This window comes from Lentibacter sp. XHP0401 (assembly GCF_025751535.1).
GTDB lineage: Bacteria > Pseudomonadota > Alphaproteobacteria > Rhodobacterales > Rhodobacteraceae > Lentibacter.
The window spans coordinates 22,333-38,489 of sequence record NZ_JAOWLC010000002.1; the positions used below are offsets into that span (position 1 = coordinate 22,333).

Here is a 16,157-nt window from a genome sequence, read left to right on the forward strand (position 1 = left end):
TTGGCAACCTGCCTAAACCAGTAGCGCGAGAATCGTCCAAGCCGCTGTCTCGGAGATAAACTGGACGGCCCCTAACACATCGCCCGTTTGGCCACCAATGCGGCGGCGCGCAATTTGCCCGACGATCAACGTGACAATCCCAACCGTTGCCACAACGGGTAACCCGTTTGAGCCAAGCGCGAACAGTGTTCCAAGACCAAAGAGCAAATATAGCGCCCAGACAGGTTTGCCTTTTGCCGCCGCGCCAAGGCCGTCGTCTCTGGCCGCAGGCATCGTTGCCAAGCAACCAGTCATGGCAAGGCGGCTCAAAACACCGACTGCGAGAAAGCCGACAACTCCGATGGAGCCGGCAAGTTGTGCCAGTGCGGCAATCCACAGCGCGCAGCACAAAATCAGGGCGAGCACCCCATAGCTCCCAATTTGGCTGTCGCGCATGATCTCAAGGCGGCGCGCTTTGTCATGGCCGCCCCACATCCCGTCGGCAAAGTCGGCCAGACCGTCCTGATGCAACGCTCCGGTTGTCAGAACTATGGCACCGAGCGACAGAACAGCCGCCATGCCCGAGCCTGCGCCGATATGCAGGGATATGCCATGTGTAGCGCCTGCGATGGCTCCGACAATTAACCCGACCAAGGGAAAAGCCCATTGCGCATCAGGCAAGCTCGGCGCGGGGTCTTGCAACCGCCCGACTGGCAGGCGTGTCAGCATCATGACCGCGAGGCGCAGTTCATTTGCCCGTTGCGCCAGAGGGCTCATCCGCCGGACACTCCGGCTTCTGCAAAGGTGGACATTCCGTTGTGGCATTCCAAAGCCGCACGCAGCACGCCAAGGGCCAAGGCCGCGCCAGAGCCTTCGCCGAGCGCCATGTTCATGGACAGGATCGGTGCCTTGTCAAGGGCTTCCAGAAGCCGGATATGGCCCGGCTCGGCACTGGCGTGTCCGACGAGGCAATGGTCAAGCAGGTCGGGGTCTGCGTCAAACAGCGGCACAACGGCGGCAGTGCAGATGTAGCCATCCAGAATGACGGGAATAGACTGCGCGCGCGCCTCCAGAACGGCCCCGCAAATGGCCGCCTGTTCCCGCCCGCCAAGAGCCGAGAGCATCGCCATGCCGCGTGCGGATTTATGCAGCGCAACACCGTCTTCAATCACACGTGCCTTGAGCTGTTGTCCGGCACTGTCAGATCCTGTCCCGCGACCGACCCACTGGTCGGCTGTGCCGCCAAAGCTGGCATATGCGAGTGCAGCAGCGATGGTTGAGTTTCCGATCCCCATTTCACCCAGTATCAAGATTGATGCTTCAGGATCGACAGCCGCAGCACCGCGTTGCATCGCCACAAGTGTATCCTCGGGCTGCATGGCAAGCCCTTTGGTGAAGTCCTGTGTCGGTTTGTCCAGATCAAGCGCAACAACCGACAAGTCTGCTCCGCTGGACCTACACAGCTGGTTGATCGCGGCGCCGCCTGCTTCAAAGTTGGCGACCATTTGCGCCGTCACTTCCTGAGGGAAGGGGTTTACCCCTTGCTCGCAAATTCCGTGATTGCCAGCAAAGACCAGAGCCTGCGCTTGGGTGATCACGGGCTTCTCGCAGCGCTGCCAGCCGGCCATGAAAACCGCCAGCTCCTCAAGCCGCCCAAGCGCGCCGGGCGGTTTGGTGAGGCTGTTCTGGCGGGCCGTTGCTGCGTCTGCCGCAGCGCTGTCGAAGGCAGGAAATGTCAGCGCCGAAATTTCGTCAAGCGAGGTCAGGTTGATACGGGTGCTCATTGGGTTTTACTTTCACAGGGTAGCCCGCCACGCAGAACACGACGGTGTCGCAAGCTTGTGCGATGGTTTGGTTGAGCCAGCCCGCCGCATCGCGGAAATCACGGGCCAGTTTGTTTTCAGGAACAATCCCGGCGCCAACCTCGTTGGTTACAAAAATCACCGGCGTGGTTTGGGTTTGCAAGGCCGTCACAAGCCTGTCAGCCTCTGTGCGCCAGTCGTTATCTGCAAGCATGTGGTTTGTTAACCAAAGCGTCAGGCAATCGACCAATCTAGGGTCGCCGCCGTCTGTTTTATGTAAGGCATCTGCGATATCGAACGGACAATGTATGTCTGTCCATTCCGGCCCGCGTCTGGCTTTATGAGCTGCGATACGTTCGGCCATTTCACTGTCGCGCACTTCGGCGGTGGCGATATAGATCGCCTTGCCAGTGGGCGCTAATGCATAGCGCTCCGCCAAGCCGGATTTGCCGGATCGTGCTCCGCCAGTTATCAGTATCGACTTTTCCATCACGGCATGAAAAGCATCTTTCAATATCGAAGGAAAGTGGAAAGGGGCGTCATGCCTGCGGCCGATGCTCAAAACGCAATGCTCATCCTGATCCGGCATGCGCCGATAGCCACTACCGGCCACCTTTTCGGGCGCACCGATGTTCCAGCGCGCGTTGACCCCGCTGACATTGAACGTGTCAGAGCACGCTTGTCTGGTGACGTGGATGTGGTGCGAAGCCCCGCGTTGCGCTGTCGCCAAACCACCGAGGCGCTTTGGCCCGAGCGTTCTGATTTCAGTGAGGATGACCGGCTCTGGGAGCAGAACTTCGGCGATCACGAAGCTATTTCGATTCTCGATCTTCCTGACTTGGGCCCAATGCACTCTGATGCGCTGGCCGCTTACACGCCGCCAAACGGTGAGAGCTTTGAAGCTGTTTGCGCGCGCGCCTGGCCCGCTCTGCAAGAGGCCTCAGAGCGTGCGCTAAAGCTAAACCGGCCCGTAGCGCTCGTCGTGCATGCAGGGATTGTGAGGGCCGCAATCGGGCTGACGCTTGGCCAGATGGGGGTAGCGATGTCATTTGAAGTTGCTCCGCTGTCTGTCACGCGCTTGCGGGTCGGTCCGGATGGGCCGGTTTCTGTTATGAATGTAAACGAGACACCGCAATGATATCCTGCGAGAAAGGTGTCTGCGGCCATTTCGGAGAGTGGGTGCAGGGCCGCTTGGGGTCTGCGGGTGAAATCGTCTTGGTGACGCTTTATTGCCGCGCCTTGAGTATTGAGTTTCATACTGACGCCAGTTTGCAAGGCTGCTGTCAGCTCTTCAGCGAAGAACAGTTGGCAGGTTTCCGGCAGGAGCTGCGCATTGGAGATACGCCTTGGCCGCTGTTAAAGTCCAACATTCCAGTCGGATGCGGGGCAGGGGCTTCGACGGCGACCTTAATCGCTTTGGCCAGAGGGGCCGGGTTTACGGGCTCGCCCATGCAGCTAGCGCAAGCCTGCCGACGTGTCGAGGGAGCGACCGACCCGTTGATGTGGCCCGAGCCTGACGGGTTGGTTTGGGCGTCCCGGGCTTGCCGTGTTCAATCGACCATTCCGCCACCACCACGGTGCTCCGTTCTCGGAGGCTACTGGGGCGCGCCGCAGCCGACCGACCCGTCTGATACGCGGTTTCCCGACGTGTCGGACTTGATCGAGCAATGGCACATAGCCTCACTGGCGCGAGACTTGCCAGAGCTTGCAGCGCTGGCAACGCTTTCTGCCATACGCTGCGCCGCGATGCGTGGCCCAGATGATCCGATGCAATCGCTCGCGCAAGAGTTGGGCGCGCTTGGCATGACCCGCGCTCATACAGGCTCGGCCCGAGGGCTTATATTTCGTGCCGGCGAGGTTCCCAAAGGCGCGAGTGCAGCGCTCCAAGCTGCGGGTTTAGCAAGTGTTTTCGAATTCGAAACAGGTGCCGCATGAGCTTCGCCGGTATGATGCTTGTCGGGATGATCGTTGATGTCATCATCGGGTGGCCGAAAGCGTTTTACACCCGCATCAGCCACCCTGTGGTTTGGTTGGGCAAGCTCATTAGCATGAGCGAGACGCGGCTGAACCGTGGCAGCCGCTCGCATCGGCTTTTCGGTGGTTTCATTGTTGTGGTTCTGTGCCTGTTGGTTGTGATCATCCCTGCTGCTGGTCTCCAGTCGATGCTTCCAAACAGCATTTCGGGCTTGCTCATAGGCGGCATTCTCGCCTGGCCGCTGATTGCTGTGCGCTCAATGCATGACCATGTGTGCGCAGTCGCGTTGCCGCTTGTGGCGGGTGATATTGTCACGGCGCGCGAAGCTGTTTCGATGATCGTCGGGAGAGACCCGAAGCAGCTGAACGAAGAAGGGATTGCGAGAGCTGCTATCGAAAGCCTCGCGGAAAACACAGGCGACGGTATCGTCGCACCATTGTTTTGGGGACTCGTCGCCGGCTTGCCGGGAATTGCCGCTTACAAGGCTATCAACACGCTGGATTCCATGATCGGGCACCGCTCGGAGCGCCATGAAGCTTTTGGGAAAGCTGCGGCCAGACTTGATGATGTCGTGAACTGGATACCGGCGAGACTTACAGGTTTGGCCTTCGCGATCGCGTCGGGCTCGGGTTGCATGCGGGCGCTTAACTGCATGAACCGCGACGCAAAAGCCCACCGCTCGCCCAATGCGGGCTGGCCGGAAGGGGCGATGGCTGGGGCTTTAGGCGTGCGCCTTTCAGGCCCGAGGGCCTACGGCGACACTCTGGTAAATGAGCCTTGGCTCAATGGTGGAGCCGCAGATCCTTCAGCAAAAGACCTCCAGCGCGCGCTTTTGCTATATCGGCGCACGATGGCAGGAATTGCGCTTGCGCTTGCTGCCCTGACACTGCTCTAATCCGTTTATGAGACAGCAGGATGATCTGAGCAAACGAGACCATGGCGGCAACCTTGATGCCGCGATGCGCACCTATGGCGGAAGGTTGGAGCAATGGGCCGATCTGTCTACAGGGATCAATCCGGTCCCTTATCCTGTGCCACAAATATCAGCGGATGCCTGGGCCGCGTTGCCTCGCAAATCCGACATGCAGCACCTTCTGGGTATTGCCGCGAAGGCATACAATACCAAAGCCTCTCTCGCAGCCTTTGCCGGAGCGCAGGGTGCTATACAGGCGATGGGTTTTATTCAACAGGCTGGAAACGCGCGGGTTCTGTCTCCGACCTACAATGAACACGCTGCCGCCTTGCGAACTTGTGGCTGGAGTGTAACCGAAGTTACACTGCTGGAGGAACTCTACGGGGCAGGGCTGGCTGTTGTTGTAAACCCCAACAACCCTGACGGCGCATGTTATGCTCCTGAAACCCTGCGCGAGCTTGCGCGCAAAGTTGGCTTGCTCGTCGTTGACGAGAGCTTTGTCGATGTGCAGGAAGAGCTGTCGTTGGCCCCCGTCTTGGATCAGTTGAAAAACGTAATCGTGCTAAGATCGTTCGGGAAGTTCTATGGGCTTGCCGGTGTCCGCCTTGGGTTCGCCCTTGGCGATGAGGCGCTCATCGAGCGTTTGCGGGACCTGAGCGGCCCTTGGCCCGTTTCAGGCCCGGCTGTCGAAATCGCCTGTGTAGCGCTTGCTGACCGCGTTTGGAAAGCCCGAACGATCGAAAGGCTCACGCGGGATGCAAAGCACTTGGATGCGCTCGCCTTGAAAGCCGGCTGGTCCTTTGTGGGCGGAGCAGCTCTCTTTCGCACTTATGAAACACCTGATGCGGCTTTGGCGAAGAAGACCTTGGCGCAACAGCGCATTTGGAGCCGGATCTTCCCTTATAATACTCGTTGGATCAGGCTCGGACTGGCGCGGGATGCAGCGCAATGGAAGGTGCTTGAAATTGCGCTAGGCGCTTCACGCCCGTAGCCTTCGCTCCCCATTGATCCGCTTGCATTCGCTGCTTCAATAGAGCGTTACAAAATGTGCCTTGTGAAATTCAAACATTGCATTATTTAGACTGTGTCGGTTTCCGCAAGGAATTCAAAGGGAATCCGGCGTCCGAATGATCGGGCGAACCGGAACTGCCCCCGCAACTGTAGGCGACGAGAGATTTGTTATTGTGTCACTGTGGTCAATACCATGGGAAGGCTGCAAATCTTGATGACCCGTTAGTCAGGAAACCTGCCGACAAGCAACTGAAACGCGTTCCGGGCGGGGTTGTCCGGAGAGGTATCGTATGAAACTTGTCCAGCAGAGCCGTTTGGCCATTGCGCCAGCCAGCAACCGCGCAACAGCGCGAGTCAGCCAATGGACCTGCACTGGAGCTTGCTCCGGATCGGCCCTCTCTCTTCCTTCTTCGTTCGCTTTATATTCCGGAGAGAGACTATGCAGACCGATACCTTGACAGCAGCCATTTTGAGCGTAGCGGCCTTTGCACTGCCTGCCCATGCTGATACCGCTTACCCCCTAGAGCTCAACAATTGCGGCGTTGATCTCACCTTTGAGAAAGCACCCGAAAGCGTTGTGTCGGTCGGTCAGGCCGCAACCGAAATTCTATATTCCCTAGGACTTGGCAGCAAGGTTGCAGGCACGGCGGTTTGGTTCACCTCTGTTCTGCCTGAATTTGCCAATCTGAACGCGGGCGTTGTACGCCTGGCCGACAATGACCCGAGCTTTGAAACCGTGGTGGCAAAGCGTCCGGAAATGGTCACCGTGCAATATGAATGGCACATTGGGCCGCAGGGAATTGTCGCAACACGCGAACAATTCACGGATGTTGGCATCCCAACGTATGTGTTGCCTGCTGATTGCTGGCAAAAAGCCAATACCACCGGATCAGATGGCACACGTTCAGCCTTATTCGAGATGGAAAGCGTTCATGCGGGCGTAACCGAACTGTCGCAAATCTTCAACGTTCCGGAAAAAGGTGCTGCGCTGGTTGCTGACCTGAAGGCGCGTGAGGCGGCAGCGATTGAGAAATCTACAGCGCTTGATCTAGCTGATGCCTCTGCAGTGTTCTGGTTTTCGTCCGCCGAAATGGACATTGACCCCTATGTCGCCGGTGCCAAAGGTGCGCCGGGCTACATGATGCAAAAACTCGGCCTGCGAAACGTCGTGCAAAGCGATGAGGAGTGGCCAACCGTCAGCTGGGAAAGCATTGCCCGTGCCAATCCTTCCATCATCGTGCTCGCCCGGATGGAGCGGCGCCGCTTTCCTGCCGATGATGTGGTAAAGAAGCTGGAGTTCCTGAAGTCTGATCCGGTGGCCAGCCAGATGGATGCGGTTAAGAACGACCGGATTGTCATTATTGATGGCCATTCCATGGATCCGTCGATCCGCAATGTAGATGCTTTGGAAGCCCTGGCCGAGGCGCTGCAAGCGTTTGACTTGAAGTGAACACTCCGGTGACCTCTGGCGCGTTGCCGCGCGCGACTGGGCTGGGCGTCTTGTTGCGGCCCGTCGCGCTGTGGGGCGTGCCGGGGGCCATTGTTCTGTTAGCGGCGATCCTCGCAGGGGTTGTCATTGGTGAAACGCCGTTGCCGTTTTCGATGGTGGTGGCGGTAATTGCCAACAATCTTTGGGGTGCCGGATATGAGGTCGATTTGATCGATGCCGGAATAATATGGAGCTATCGCTTGCCGCGCACCTTGGTTGCGGCGGCTTGCGGCGCGGGGTTAGCTCTGTCCGGGGTGGTGTTGCAGGCGTTGGTGCGTAACGCGCTGGCCGATCCGTATCTGCTAGGTGTTTCGGCAGGTGCCTCGACGGGGGCTGTCGTGGTGACGATCCTTGGAGTGGGTGGCGGCATGATAGGCATTTCGGGCGGAGCGTTCATTGGCGCGGCGCTTGCGTTCGTGTTGGTGGCCGCGTTGGCCCGCGCGGCAGGAGGAGGCTCGGCTCAACTGGTCTTGGCAGGGGTCGCAGGATCTCAGCTGTTCAATGCAATGACTTCGTTCCTGATTGCCAAGTCCGCTAATGCCGAGCAAGCCCGTGGCATCATGTTCTGGCTTTTGGGCAATTTGTCGGGCGTGCGCTGGCCCGATGTCTGGCTCGCGGTGCCTATCGCGGGGGTCGGCCTTTTCGCCTGTTTGGCATTCGTGCGTTCAATGGACGCGTTCTCCTTTGGCGCATCTGCTGCTGCCTCGCTCGGCGTATCTGTGCGGCGTGTGCAGGTAGTGCTGATCGGCATGGCGACCATGATAACCGCCACGATGGTGAGCCTTGTGGGCTCCATCGGGTTTGTCGGGCTGGTGATTCCGCACGCAATGCGTTTTGTCGTTGGGCCACGTCATGCGCGGCTCATACCTGCGTCGGCGCTGGCAGGGGCGGTCTTTCTGATCGCTGCCGATATCGTGTCTCGCATACTGATACATGGACAGGTAATCCCGATCGGTGTGGTCACAGCTCTTGTCGGCGCGCCAGGTTTCGCGCTGATCTTGATCTATAACCGGAGGCGGCTATGAGGCTTTCGGCAAACCGGCTTGGATGGGCGGCAGGCCAACGACAAATCGTATCGGACGTATCGTTGCAGATTGAGTCGGGTGAGACCTTTGGCCTGATCGGGCCCAACGGCTCGGGCAAATCCACACTGCTGCGGCTGATGGCCGGCCTCATGCCACGCGCGCAAGGCGCGGTTATGCTGGATGATGATCCCATAACAAAGCTGCCTCGCCCTGAAATAGCGCGGCGCATCGCTTTTGTTGAGCAGCAAGTCGAGACTTCCGATGCCCTCAGCGTGCGCGATGTAGTTGAACTCGGGCGCACGCCTTGGCTGTCCGCGCTTGCGCCCTTTGGCTCTCAAGACGTCGAAATCGTGCGGGATGCACTTAGCGTTGTCGGGATGGCAGAAAAGGTGGAGCAGGGCTGGTCCACGCTTTCTGGCGGAGAACGTCAGCGCGTGCAGATCGCCCGTGCCCTTGCGCAGCGCCCGCGACTTTTGCTGTTAGATGAGCCAACGACCCATCTCGATATCCATCACCAGCTTGCTCTGCTAAGGCTGATAAGCCGCTTGTCGGTCACGGTGATTTTCGCGCTGCATGACCTAAATCAAGCGATGAATTGCGACCGTCTGGGCGTAATGGAGGGGGGCAGGCTGGTTGCGTGCGGTACGCCTCCCGAGGTGCTGACCCCTGAACGCCTTGCCAGCATCTTTCAGGTTCGCGCGACGCCTCTGCGTGATCCTGCTGACAATTCCACGCTGTTTCGTTTCCACTGTCTTGAGGAGTAAACCATGAAAACGTCACTTTTAGTCCTGTACCTTCTGAGTGCCACTCCGGCCCTTGCCGAAATACACGAAGTGCGGATGTTTAGCCGGAACGAGCGCGGCCCGATGATTTATGAACCCGACTTTCTGCGTATCGAACCGGGAGATCAGGTTCGCTTCATTCCCGAACAACCAAGCCATAACGCTGCCACGATCGAGGGGATGATCCCCGAGGGAGCAGAGCCTTTCAAGAGCAAGGTTAACGAAGATTTCACAACAACCCTGACTGTGCCCGGAACCTAGGGCATCAAATGTAGCCCGCATTTTCCATGGGTATGGTCATGTTTATTAAAGTGGGCGAGAATGCTGAGGGGTTTCCGAAACGGGCAGTTGGCCGGTTTGAGGCAATTATAGCAGCAAACGCCTCATGACTGCGAATTGCCATCTGCTTGACGATATTCGGGAATACTGGTCGCGCCGCTCGGAATCATTCGATCAGTTCTTTTGCCATGGCGTAGCAACAGCGGCAGAGGCGGCCGCGGGGGCAAAGCCAATGCGCAATCATCTCGGCACGTCACCACACAGGTGCTGGAGCTCGCATGCGGCACTGGCGAGATTAAACAGCTGGTGCATGATCTTGGGATGAGGTGACGGCGCTCGATTTCTCCGAAGCGATGTTGAATGTGACACGACGCAAACATGCGGATATTTGCGGGCCCGCGAACGGACGAATCACCCTCTATTTCCTGGCGTTCGCGCCTCGCGCAGAGTATTTTCGCTTCCGCCCATTGTGTTGACCGTAGAGAGCGGCCCGGAGCTGCCGTTCGAGCAGTTCGCGGCGAAGGTCGGCTTCGAGCCCAAACCGGAAGTGTCAAATCTTTGCTGCACGCGCGCGCAGCGCCGCATTCGCTGCGTCGGCGAAAGTTTCTGTGTCGCGATGCAGCGTGAAGACCTGCCGTTCGAGCTAATCGCAGCGAAGACTTCTGATTCAATGATCAGGTCGCGGATGGGGTGGATGACGTCTGCACCTGTCTGTCGCACGATGCGACATAGTGCAGAAGTTACCTTCTGTTAGGAAAGGAGCCCCATAATGGAAGTTACGACAGTAGGATTGGATCTCGGCAATGATGTAGATGCAGAATGTCGAAACGAACGCTCGTAGTTGCTGCGACGAAGATTCTGTATCGGTCATTCATGCCACGCCGACGTGCGAATCTCACCTCGACCCTTCGCCGCCTCTTCCGTATTCGGCTCCATAGCTCTGTGGAATTGAGCACCGTATCTGCGCATTTTGACCGTCCATGGCCAAATCCTTATCCAGGATATTTGCCGAAATCACGCGCGGCAAGGCGATAGACGTCGCGGAAGGCGTCACCGGTCTTCGTGTCCGGGTACGCGGCGGGATCACAGTGAAGGGGGATCCTCATTTCCACTTCTCCGCCCAGATCGGACTCCACCTGCGCGTCAAGCTCATCGAACAGATGCCGCATCTTCCGATTGTCCTCGTGAACAAGGGCAACGAAATGCATAATCCCATCTGACGCCGCATGACAAGCAAGCGCGCCGATCAGGATGCAACCGAGGCCAAGACCCTGATAGTCGTCGACCACCGTAACGGCGATCTCCGCCGCATCGCGCCGATCCGACAGCCGTATATAGCGTGCGATTCCTACCGGCTGTGGCGGTTCGGCGTCGATGTCCAGCGCGCCAATGGCGACGTGATCGTCGCCATGGCTGGTCGTGAAGAAGTCCAGATCGCGGTCGCTGAGCCGGCTCTTGGGAGCAAGAAACCGGAAATAGCGCGAGGCCTCCGACACATGCGCGAAACCGATCTCCAGCAGATGCCTGTCTTCGGGCACAACAGGGCGGACAAGAACCCGTCCGCTGTTCCGCAACGTTGTCTCGAATGCACATTTGATCATGGCACCCTCATGCAGCCTTTTCCGGTAGCGCGAGCGTCCGGCGAACCGAGTGGACGAAGACGGCTTTCTCATCGGTACCAATGCGATAGCGGCTGACCCGATTGTCGGGCGTATCGAAGGCCGTTTGCCACGTGCGTTGGCATCGCCGGGCTACGACCACTCTATATGCCCGGCACACCACAGTCATTCGCATCCAGATCAAGAACCGGATCATTCGGGCCGCATTCCTGACCGCTGACAGGGTAATGTCCGGGTTCGGTGCATCCGGCGGCGGCGAGTGCCAAAGCAACAAGTGTTATCTGGGTCAGTCTTTTCATGGTTTTACCTTTCTTTGGGTAGTGCAGTGTTTTGGGTTGTCTACCCCACCTTCATTCAGCCGACTCATCGGATTGCTGGTTACTGTTCTCCGGATCAATCGGCTGGAATTAGTGAACTGTGGCCATCGTCACCCTGAATCGTTTGAGCGCGACGAAGAAAAAGACTGCGTTGAGCGCAACCATGACCACCATGTCAGGCCAAACGATCTCCAGTCCGGCACCGCGATAGAGAATGGCTTGCGAAAACGCAACAAAATGCGTCGAAGGTGACAGCTGCATCACGTTCTGAAGCCAGACGGGCATGCTTTCCATCGGGGTCGTGCTGCCCGACAAGAGGTTCATGATCACGAGAACCGGGAGCGACAACAGGCCGAACTGCGGCATCGACGTCGTGAACGTGGCCAGCAGAATGCCAAGTCCCGTCACCGAAACGAGATAAAGCACAGCGCCGAACACGAAGAGCGGGATTGAACCTGCTATCGGGACCGCAAGCACGGTCTGCACGACGAGCCAGAGCGACAGGATGGCGGCGACAACGATCGCAAGGCCATTAGCCCAGATCTTGGCGACCATGATCTCTGACGGGGTGACCGGCATCACCAGCAAATGCTCGATCGTACCGTGTTCGCGTTCGCGGATCAGAGCGGCACCGGTCAGTAGCACCGACAAGATGGTGATGTTGTTGATGATCTGCATCACCGAAGAAAACCAGACGGAATTCAGGTTCGGGTTGAACTTTGTCCTGACGACCAGATCGATCGGCAGCGTCGTTGCTGCGTCGTCGCCGGAAACGAACTTGGCGACTTCGGCGCGGATGATCTGCTGAAGAAACACCGAGCCGTTGCCGGCCTGCGCCATCGCCGTGGCATCGACGTTAAGCTGCACCTGCGGCTTCCGGCCGTTCAGCACGTCGGCCTCGAATGCGGGCGGAAACGACAGGACGAACACGAACTTACCGCTGTCCATCACGCTGTCGATCTCGTCGGCGGCGATTTCCTGCGGTGGATTGAATTCAGGCGGCAGGATCGCACCCAGAATGCGCCCGGTCAGCGCCGAACGGTCGTGATCCACATAGGCGACGGATGCGTTGGACACCTCAAGCTTGGCACCGGTCGCCACCGAATAGACGGCAAAGCTGAACACGTAGACGATCAGCAGAATCAGGACCGGATCGGCACGCAGACTGCTAAGCTCCTTGAGGCCGAGCCGGAAGACATTCACAAACCACTGCCTCATGTCATTTCTCCTGCTTGTTCAAGGCCAAGACCGATACCGCGATGAACAACGCCGCAAAGCCTGCCAGTGCGGCGTGATTGTGCCAAAGCTCTGGGAATCCAAGGCTTTTGGTGAATGTGCCGACGCTGATTTGCTGATACCAGGACGATGGGAATGCCAGCCCGATCAGCCGTCCACCGCCCGACAGCGAGGACACCGGAACCAGAAGGCCGGAGAAGTTGACGGCCGGAATGATGGAGATAACGGCGGCGGCAAAGGTTGCCGCAACCTGCGTGCGGGTGAATGTCGAGATCAGCACACCAAAGCCAGTCGTCGCCAGAACATAAAGCAGCGTGCCGACAAGGAGAGTCGCGACCGAGCCTTTGACCGGCACTCCGAAGACGCCATAGGACACGATGATCAGCGTGACAAAGCTGAGCATGGCAATCACGACATACGGCAGTTGCTTGCCCAGAATGAACTCGGTCCGTGTCACAGGCGTCGAGCGGAAGTTGGCGATCGAACCGGTTTCCTTTTCCCGCACGACCCCCATCGCGGCCATCATCGCCGGGATCAGGACGAGCATCAGCATGATCACCGAAGGGATCATGGCGAAGACACTTTGGAAGGATTGATTGTAGCGAAGCCGGGTTTCGACCGAGGCTGCGGACGGGTCGAAGGCATGGCCATAAAGCCGCTCGATCTGATCGGACATGTAGGATGCTGCGAGCCCTTGCAGATAGCCGCGTGTCGTTTCCGCCCGGAACGGCATGGCTCCGTCAACGGCCATGCGGACTTCGGGTTGGTCCCCGCGCAGCAGGGATTTTCCGAACCCCGGCGGCACCTCGATGGTCACGACAAGTTCGGAGCTTTTCATGCGGGCTTCAAGCTCGGTGACGCTGCCCGCGGCCGGTCTTTCGGCGAAGTAGCGCGAGCCCGAAAAGCTCTCCATGAGTTCCCGGCTTTCCGCGCTCTGATCACGATCGAAAACCGCATATGGAAGGTCTTGCACGTCGAATGAGATGCCATAGCCGAAAGTGAGCATCAGGATGATCGGGCCGAGAAACGCGAAAGTTAACCGCATTGGGTCCCGCAATATCTCGATCGACTCGCGGCGTGCGAAGGCCCAAAGCCGAGCAATGTCGAACGGGCGATGTGGTTCTTGCTGCCTTTCCGGAAATGCCGTGGCCGGTGTCTGGGATCGCACGTTTTCCGCGCCGCCTGCCGCATCGCGCAAATATCCAACAAACGCTTCTTCGAGGTCATCAGTGCCCTTGCTCCTGGCCAGTTCGACAGGTGTTCCAATCGCCAGAACCTTTCCCGCGTGCATCAGCGAAATGCGATCACAGCGTTCCGCTTCGTTCATGAAATGGGTCGAAACGAAAATAGTCACGCCGTCGTTGCGCGACAGTTTGACCAGATGCTGCCAGAACCCGTCCCGTGCGACCGGATCGACGCCGGACGTCGGCTCGTCCAGGATCAGAACCTCCGGTGCGTGGATCACTGCGACGGCAAGCTGAAGGCGCTGACGGATCCCCAGCGGCAGGCCATCCGGCCGCTTGTCGGCATCCTCGGTCAGATCGAAATCGCGAAGCATTTGCGCAACCCGCTCGGCGCGAGTCTCGATCGGCAATTGATAAAGCTGCGCGTGCAGTTCTAGGTTCTGACGAACGGTCAGTTCACCATAGAGCGAAAAGGCCTGCGACATGTAACCGACCCGCTGCCGGGTCGCCATGTCGTCCGGGTCCAGCGCCTCACCGAACAGCAACGCCTTGCCTTCGCTGGCCTTCTGCAATCCGGTCAGCATCTTCATCGTCGTGGTCTTGCCGCAGCCGTTGGAGCCGAGAAATCCAAAGATCTCGCCGGGCTCGATCTGAAACTCGACCTGATCGACGGCGGTAAAATCGCCGAAGCGGCAGGTCAGCCCCTGTGCCTCGATGGCAGGCGGGCCGCTTGCGGGCTGGCGCGGCGGCACAACGACTGCACGGTGGCCCTGCCGTTCGGCCTCGGGCAGCATCGCGATGAAGGCCTTTTCCAGCGTTGGCTGTTCGGCAGCGTCCCGGATCTCGGCCGGCGATCCCGTCGAGATGACCTTTCCCGCATTCATCGCCGCAAGCCAATCGAAGCGCTCCGCCTCTTCCATATAGGCAGTGGCGACGATCACGCTCATCGTCGGGCGATCTGTGCGGATGTGGTCGATCAGATCCCAGAACTGCTGGCGCGATAGTGGGTCGACGCCGGTGGTCGGTTCGTCAAGGATCACCAGGTCGGGGTCATGGATCAGCGCCGAACACAGCGAAAGCTTCTGTTTCATTCCGCCGGACAGCTTGCCTGCTGGCCGGTCCGAGAACGGATCAAGACTGGTGGCTTTCAGCAGTTCGTTGATGCGCGCGCACCGTTCGGCCTCCGATTGGCCGAAGAGTCGGCCGAAGAAATCGAGGTTCTCAAAAACCGAGAGCGTCGGATAGAGGTTCCGGCCCAACCCCTGAGGCATGTAGGCAATACGATGATTGCAGACTTTGAGATGTTCGCGGGCGGTGATGTCGCCGCCCAGCACATTCACGCCGCCGGTTTGCAGTTTGCGCACTCCGGCGATCAGTGCCAGAAGCGTAGACTTCCCAACGCCATCCGGGCCGATCAGGCCCGCCATGCAACCCGCCGGGATATCCAGCGAGATGTCGGCCAAGGCCGACACCGTACCGTATCGGTGCGTGACCGAAGACAGACTGGCGACCGGCGCAGAAGTCATTGTGGCAGCTTCACCGAAAGCGTATCGGGCCAGGCAATAGTGTCGTCAGTGCGAACATAGCCTACACCGGCAACGCCCGCTTTGGCCTGCTCCTGATATTCTTCCAGCAACTCTTCCGGAATGGTCAGCTTGACCCGGAACATCAGCTGATCACGTTCGTTTGCGGTTTCTACGGATTTCGGCGTGAACTGGGCCGTGCTGGCCACGAAGGTGACGGTCGCCGGGATCACGTAATCCGGGATCGGGTCGAGGATTATGCGTGCCTCAGATCCGATCGCAAGCAACCCGGCATCGTGCGCAGGAAGGAAGATGGTCATGTAAATGTCCGTCAGATCGGTCAGGGTCACAACCCTGCCACCGGCACCCACCACCTCACCAGACTTCGCGAGGATATATTGAACGCGGCCATCGCGTGGGGCGACCAGATCGGCGTCGGAACGAACGCTCTGAAGCCGTTCGACCGTCGCTTCAGCCGACGCAATCGTGGCAATCGCAAGATCAATACCTGCACGGGCGGCGGCGACACCAGCATCTGCAGTGGTCAGGACGGACTTTCTTTGATCGACCAGTTCCTGTGGCGCATGCCCTCTGGCCGCGAGTTGCTCGGCACGGGCAAATTCTGCCTGCGCGAACTCCTGTTCGGAACTGCGCTGGTTCAACAGTGCCTCGGCCTGAAGTTTTTGTTGCTTGGCTTGCGAGACGGCGGCTTCGGTCTGACGCAACTGGGCATCAATCTCGGCCGTGTCCATTTGCGCGACCAGATCACCCGCATTTACCCACTGGCCCTCGGAAACACGAACCTCGGCAATGCGCCCCGGCAGCTTGGCCGCAACATCAATACGCTCGGCCTCGATCCGCCCATTGCTGCTGGCAATGCCCACCGGCAGATCGGACTTCGTGCTATTGAGCCAGACACCATAGGTGCCTGCCGATATCGCGATAAGGGTGGCTGCGATCAATCCATTCCGCTTCCAGGACATTACGTCATCTCCAATTTCTAGAGGCGGCAACCCCGACTCA

The 16,157-nt window shown here is 58.7% G+C and carries 16 protein-coding genes and 1 riboswitch; of the genes, 8 read left to right on the plus strand and 8 right to left on the minus strand.

What is annotated here, in order from left to right:
• Positions 1-12 precede the first annotated feature (12 nt).
• From cobS to cobU, 3 genes are read right to left on the minus strand one after another with little or no spacing between them, the layout of a single operon-like run.
• Positions 13-804 (minus strand): adenosylcobinamide-GDP ribazoletransferase, encoded by a 792-nt coding sequence (cobS, locus tag OE750_RS02985; protein WP_318527966.1) that lies wholly within the window; start codon positions 802-804, stop codon positions 13-15.
• Positions 753-1,763 (minus strand): nicotinate-nucleotide--dimethylbenzimidazole phosphoribosyltransferase, encoded by a 1,011-nt coding sequence (cobT, locus tag OE750_RS02990; RefSeq protein WP_263761248.1) that lies wholly within the window; start codon positions 1,761-1,763, stop codon positions 753-755. The genes cobS and cobT overlap by 52 nt, the downstream gene beginning before the upstream one ends.
• Complete coding sequence (gene cobU / locus OE750_RS02995) at positions 1,732-2,271, minus strand: bifunctional adenosylcobinamide kinase/adenosylcobinamide-phosphate guanylyltransferase (protein WP_263761250.1); 540 nt, start codon at positions 2,269-2,271, stop codon at positions 1,732-1,734. The genes cobT and cobU overlap by 32 nt, the downstream gene beginning before the upstream one ends.
• A gap of 51 nt (positions 2,272-2,322) precedes the next feature.
• Between cobU and OE750_RS03000 the strand changes: the two genes are divergently transcribed.
• The 8 genes from OE750_RS03000 (at position 2,323) to OE750_RS03035 (ending at position 9,237) form a co-directional block, all read left to right on the plus strand.
• Positions 2,323-2,919: a histidine phosphatase family protein gene (locus OE750_RS03000; protein WP_263761252.1), complete on the plus strand. Its 597-nt coding sequence runs from the start codon at positions 2,323-2,325 to the stop codon at positions 2,917-2,919.
• Positions 2,920-3,230: 311 nt separating this feature from the next.
• Positions 3,231-3,716 carry a hypothetical protein gene (locus OE750_RS03005; RefSeq protein ID WP_263761254.1) on the plus strand — a complete coding sequence of 162 codons (486 nt, stop codon included), beginning with the start codon at positions 3,231-3,233 and terminating at the stop codon, positions 3,714-3,716.
• Entirely contained in the window at positions 3,713-4,651 is a 939-nt protein-coding gene (gene cbiB, locus OE750_RS03010) for an adenosylcobinamide-phosphate synthase CbiB (protein WP_263761257.1), read from the plus strand. The genes OE750_RS03005 and cbiB overlap by 4 nt, the downstream gene beginning before the upstream one ends.
• Before the next feature lie 7 nt (positions 4,652-4,658).
• Positions 4,659-5,660, plus strand: coding sequence for a threonine-phosphate decarboxylase CobD (cobD, locus tag OE750_RS03015; RefSeq protein ID WP_263761259.1), 1,002 nt, complete (start codon positions 4,659-4,661; stop codon positions 5,658-5,660).
• A gap of 80 nt (positions 5,661-5,740) precedes the next feature.
• Positions 5,741-5,938: riboswitch (cobalamin riboswitch) on the plus strand.
• A 181-nt stretch (positions 5,939-6,119) separates the two neighbouring features.
• Positions 6,120-7,130 (plus strand): ABC transporter substrate-binding protein, encoded by a 1,011-nt coding sequence (locus tag OE750_RS03020; protein ID WP_263761261.1) that lies wholly within the window; start codon positions 6,120-6,122, stop codon positions 7,128-7,130.
• A 41-nt stretch (positions 7,131-7,171) separates the two neighbouring features.
• Entirely contained in the window at positions 7,172-8,194 is a 1,023-nt protein-coding gene (locus tag OE750_RS03025; RefSeq protein ID WP_263761998.1) for a FecCD family ABC transporter permease, read from the plus strand.
• Positions 8,191-8,958 carry an ABC transporter ATP-binding protein gene (locus OE750_RS03030; RefSeq protein WP_263761263.1) on the plus strand — a complete coding sequence of 256 codons (768 nt, stop codon included), beginning with the start codon at positions 8,191-8,193 and terminating at the stop codon, positions 8,956-8,958. The genes OE750_RS03025 and OE750_RS03030 overlap by 4 nt, the downstream gene beginning before the upstream one ends.
• A 3-nt stretch (positions 8,959-8,961) precedes the next feature.
• Positions 8,962-9,237 (plus strand): plastocyanin/azurin family copper-binding protein, encoded by a 276-nt coding sequence (locus OE750_RS03035; RefSeq protein ID WP_263761265.1) that lies wholly within the window; start codon positions 8,962-8,964, stop codon positions 9,235-9,237.
• Positions 9,238-10,247: 1,010 nt separating this feature from the next.
• Here OE750_RS03035 and OE750_RS03040 read toward each other — a convergent pair.
• The 5 genes from OE750_RS03040 to OE750_RS03060 all read right to left on the minus strand — a co-directional run bounded on the left by OE750_RS03040 (position 10,248) and on the right by OE750_RS03060 (position 16,117).
• Entirely contained in the window at positions 10,248-10,856 is a 609-nt protein-coding gene (locus OE750_RS03040) for a GNAT family N-acetyltransferase (RefSeq protein WP_263761266.1), read from the minus strand.
• 161 nt (positions 10,857-11,017) lie between these two features.
• A complete protein-coding gene (locus OE750_RS03045) occupies positions 11,018-11,173 on the minus strand; it encodes a hypothetical protein (RefSeq protein WP_263761268.1) in 156 nt (51 codons plus the stop codon).
• Between the two features lie 108 nt (positions 11,174-11,281).
• Entirely contained in the window at positions 11,282-12,409 is a 1,128-nt protein-coding gene (locus OE750_RS03050; protein WP_263761270.1) for an ABC transporter permease, read from the minus strand.
• Between the two features lies 1 nt (position 12,410).
• On the minus strand, positions 12,411-15,137 hold the full coding sequence (gene rbbA, locus OE750_RS03055) for a ribosome-associated ATPase/putative transporter RbbA (protein ID WP_263761272.1): 2,727 nt from the start codon (positions 15,135-15,137) through the stop codon (positions 12,411-12,413).
• Positions 15,134-16,117, minus strand: coding sequence for an HlyD family secretion protein (locus OE750_RS03060; RefSeq protein ID WP_263761275.1), 984 nt, complete (start codon positions 16,115-16,117; stop codon positions 15,134-15,136). The genes rbbA and OE750_RS03060 overlap by 4 nt, the downstream gene beginning before the upstream one ends.
• Positions 16,118-16,157 lie beyond the last annotated feature (40 nt).

What these genes read in the sequence shown, in the direction of transcription:
- cobU (WP_263761250.1), bottom strand. Translation starts at nt 2,271, where the DNA reads ATGGAAAAGTCGATACTGATAACTGGCGGAGCACGATCCGGCAAATCC.
- OE750_RS03035 (WP_263761265.1), top strand. Translation starts at nt 8,962, where the DNA reads ATGAAAACGTCACTTTTAGTCCTGTACCTTCTGAGTGCCACTCCGGCC.
- OE750_RS03005 (WP_263761254.1), top strand. Translation starts at nt 3,231, where the DNA reads ATGCAGCTAGCGCAAGCCTGCCGACGTGTCGAGGGAGCGACCGACCCG.
- OE750_RS03040 (WP_263761266.1), bottom strand. Translation starts at nt 10,856, where the DNA reads ATGATCAAATGTGCATTCGAGACAACGTTGCGGAACAGCGGACGGGTT.
- rbbA (WP_263761272.1), bottom strand. Translation starts at nt 15,137, where the DNA reads ATGACTTCTGCGCCGGTCGCCAGTCTGTCTTCGGTCACGCACCGATAC.
- cbiB (WP_263761257.1), top strand. Translation starts at nt 3,713, where the DNA reads ATGAGCTTCGCCGGTATGATGCTTGTCGGGATGATCGTTGATGTCATC.
- cobT (WP_263761248.1), bottom strand. Translation starts at nt 1,763, where the DNA reads ATGAGCACCCGTATCAACCTGACCTCGCTTGACGAAATTTCGGCGCTG.
- OE750_RS03060 (WP_263761275.1), bottom strand. Translation starts at nt 16,117, where the DNA reads ATGTCCTGGAAGCGGAATGGATTGATCGCAGCCACCCTTATCGCGATA.
- OE750_RS03000 (WP_263761252.1), top strand. Translation starts at nt 2,323, where the DNA reads ATGCCTGCGGCCGATGCTCAAAACGCAATGCTCATCCTGATCCGGCAT.
- cobD (WP_263761259.1), top strand. Translation starts at nt 4,659, where the DNA reads ATGAGACAGCAGGATGATCTGAGCAAACGAGACCATGGCGGCAACCTT.
- OE750_RS03030 (WP_263761263.1), top strand. Translation starts at nt 8,191, where the DNA reads ATGAGGCTTTCGGCAAACCGGCTTGGATGGGCGGCAGGCCAACGACAA.
- OE750_RS03050 (WP_263761270.1), bottom strand. Translation starts at nt 12,409, where the DNA reads ATGAGGCAGTGGTTTGTGAATGTCTTCCGGCTCGGCCTCAAGGAGCTT.
- OE750_RS03020 (WP_263761261.1), top strand. Translation starts at nt 6,120, where the DNA reads ATGCAGACCGATACCTTGACAGCAGCCATTTTGAGCGTAGCGGCCTTT.
- cobS (WP_318527966.1), bottom strand. Translation starts at nt 804, where the DNA reads ATGCCACAACGGAATGTCCACCTTTGCAGAAGCCGGAGTGTCCGGCGG.
- OE750_RS03045 (WP_263761268.1), bottom strand. Translation starts at nt 11,173, where the DNA reads ATGAAAAGACTGACCCAGATAACACTTGTTGCTTTGGCACTCGCCGCC.